Source organism: Archangium sp., assembly GCF_036389735.1.
Taxonomy (GTDB): domain Bacteria; phylum Myxococcota; class Myxococcia; order Myxococcales; family Myxococcaceae; genus Archangium.
The window spans coordinates 1-2,519 of sequence record NZ_DASVWK010000649.1 but is presented as its reverse complement, the minus strand read 5'-3'; the positions used below and the strand labels follow the sequence as shown (position 1 = coordinate 2,519).

At 71.8% G+C, this 2,519-nt stretch carries 3 protein-coding genes and 1 pseudogene; 2 read left to right on the top strand and 2 right to left on the bottom strand.

The window, feature by feature from the left end; genetic code table 11:
• Both VF794_RS22645 and VF794_RS22640 read right to left on the bottom strand, forming a co-directional pair.
• Nucleotides 1-833: pseudogene (locus VF794_RS22645) on the bottom strand (hypothetical protein); the annotation flags it as partial.
• 16 nt (nucleotides 834-849) lie between these two features.
• Nucleotides 850-1,422 carry a DUF2780 domain-containing protein gene (locus VF794_RS22640; protein ID WP_331113708.1) on the bottom strand — a complete coding sequence of 191 codons (573 nt, stop codon included), beginning with the start codon at nucleotides 1,420-1,422 and terminating at the stop codon, nucleotides 850-852.
• 303 nt (nucleotides 1,423-1,725) lie between these two features.
• On the opposite strand from VF794_RS22640, the gene VF794_RS22635 reads away from it, so the two are divergent.
• Both VF794_RS22635 and VF794_RS22630 read left to right on the top strand, forming a co-directional pair.
• Nucleotides 1,726-1,980 carry a YfiR/HmsC family protein gene (locus tag VF794_RS22635; protein WP_331113707.1) on the top strand — a complete coding sequence of 85 codons (255 nt, stop codon included), beginning with the start codon at nucleotides 1,726-1,728 and terminating at the stop codon, nucleotides 1,978-1,980.
• The coding region (locus VF794_RS22630) for a CHASE sensor domain-containing protein (RefSeq protein ID WP_331113705.1) at nucleotides 1,977-2,519 on the top strand (543 nt) is incomplete at its 3' end. The genes VF794_RS22635 and VF794_RS22630, both read left to right, overlap by 4 nt.

Here is a 2,519-nt window from a genome sequence, read left to right as displayed (position 1 = left end):
AAGGGGACTCCTATGAGGAGTGGTTCGGCGAGCGGCTGTCCGAGGGCACCGTCGAGGTGCGCCGGTTGGTGGTCATCGAGCGCGGGCGGTTGATCCGCGTTCACGCTCACGGCCTCGAACTGCTCGGCGTCCAGCAGCGCTGTCACGTCGAGCGCCCCCTCGCGCCGCGAGGCGCCCTCCCCTACCCCGAGGCTGCCCGGGCGCACCGCCGTCCCCGTCCCTCCGGCGAGCTGAGCGGAGGGCTCGGAGCCCACGAGCCGCCAGGAGCCCTCGGGTGTCCGCACGAGGACGCGCGTACCGGCCTGGATGCGGGTCAGCACCCCACGCTCGATGACCACCAGCCGCCGCACCTCGACGGTGCCCTCGGACAGCCGCTCGCCGAACCACTCCTCGTACGCGTCCCCCTCCCCATAGCGGTAGAAGACGCGGGCCACCGGGGCGAAGCGCCAGTCGATGATGCGGACGTCGGCGGAGGCATCGGCGAAGCTGGTCCGGCCCAGCAGGTAGTCCCGGACGCCGGTGACGCCATGCAGGCGCAGGTGCGCGAAGTACGGCGCGTGGGTCTCCGGCAGCGCGGTGGTCTGCTGCCGCTCGAGCAGGGCTCGCGCCTGGTTCATCTGGTGGAGCAGGTGGGGCAGGTCGGCCACGGGCGCGGTCGCCGCCTCGTCACGCAGCACCTGCAACTGCGCCACGAGCCCCTGCGTCTCCTGCTTGCGGTCGGCGCTCCGGTGCCGCGCGGCCTCCAGCGAGGCGAGCACGCGACCGAGGAGCGCCTCCTCCTCGGCGATGATGGCCCGAGCGTCCTCGGGAAGCGCTCCAACGGAGTGGCTCATGGTCGTCGCGATGGCCTCAGCGGATGAGGCCGCCCAGGATTCCGCCCAGGCCCCCGCCGCCCTGGGAGCCTCCCCCCTCGGGCGAGCCGCCACCACCGCCCAGGTTGGCGAGCATCGGCATCACCGTGAGGATGCCACCCACCAGCTTCGGGTCGAGCCGCGACTTGAGGAAGTTGAGCAGCAGCGGCGCCACCAGCGAGGCCTTGCCCGCGTCGATGTTGAAGCGCTGGAGGAGCGCCACCACGCCGGCCACCTCGCCCGCATGGCCCATGGCGCCACCCAGCGCGCCCATCAGCCCGCCTCCCCCTCCACCTCCGGATTGAGCCTGTCCGCCGAGCATCCCGCCGAGCCCGCCCAGCGCGCCCATCAGCCCGCCCCCACCGCCGGACCCGGCCGGAGGGGTCTGCGCCTGCGCCGCCTGCTGCCAGCCCTGCATCTCGGGGATGGACTGCCCCATCTGGTCCGCCGCGTCCGCGCCCAGCTTCTCCTTCACGGTCCCCTGCACCAGCTTCAGCAGCGAGCCCGCGACGCCCTGCGCCTGGTTGGAGTCCACGCCGAGTTGCTGCGAGAGCTGTCCGATGAAGTCCATTGATTGTCCTCCGTGCCCCGGGAGCGGCGGTTCTACCGGAGCGCCCCCCTCGTCCCATGGAAAACCACCCACGGGCCGGCATGGACGTCCGTTGCCGGACGAACGCCCACGGCTTTCCAGAAAACGACAGCACTCAGGCGCTTCGGGGCCACATCGTGCTGCGGCGGGGCACGAACAATTGAATACTGACGAGCGGGCTAGCGCGGGGGGGCCTCTCATGCAGCAAGAGTCAGCGGTGCGCATCATCCGCATCGGCTTCCGCGCCCCCCCCAGCTCCAGGCCGAGCTCACCCAGGCGCGCGCGGTGGCCCTCTACGCGTGCGAGGGACTGGAGGCGCATGTGGGCAGCATCTCCCAGGTGACGCGGCGCCTGTCCGTGCTCTCCTTCACCGACAGCAGGAAGCAGCTCGACCAGGGCCTGGCCATCGGGCTCAGCCGCCAGGGCGACTCCCCCGTCATCCTCATCCACCTCTCCGCGGCCCGTGAGGAGGGCGCGGACCTTGACGCCGGGCTGCTCAGCCTCTCCCAGCTCGTCGAGCCCGACCGGAGTGCGCCATGAGACTCGTGTCCCCACACCTCTCGCTGCGGGCCCGGCTCGTCCTCCTGGTGTTCCTCCTCTTCGCGGCCTTCGCCCTCTTCTTCCTCCTCTTCTTCCCCGCGCGCATGGACGCCCAGGCGGAACACTGGATGCTCAGCCGGGCCCAGGGCATCGCCCGGCTGATTGCCAGCGCCACCGAGCCGGCGCTCGACTTCGGGGACCCCATCTATGGAAAGCGCCACCTCCAGACGCTCGAGTCCATCCCGGAGGCCGTCTTCGCCCAACTGCTGCTGGAGGACGGCACGGCGCTGGCCTCCTGGCGCCCGGAGTACGCCCCGACGGAGCCCCTGCCGGACACCGAGGACGTGCTCATCCGCGGACAGGAGGTGATCACCCGGGTCCGCATCCAGACGCTCGGGGGCCAGCAGGGCGTGCTGCTGGTGGGCTTCAGTCTCGCCGAGCTCCAGCGGGAGAGCCGGCGCACGCAGCAGTTCTCCGCCGGCATCTCCGCGCTCATCCTCGGGGTCGGCGTGCTGGCCGCCTTCGGGCTGGGAACGCTG

Coding starts and splice junctions, on each gene's coding strand:
- VF794_RS22640 (WP_331113708.1), bottom strand. CDS start 1,422: ATGGACTTCATCGGACAGCTCTCGCAGCAACTCGGCGTGGACTCCAAC.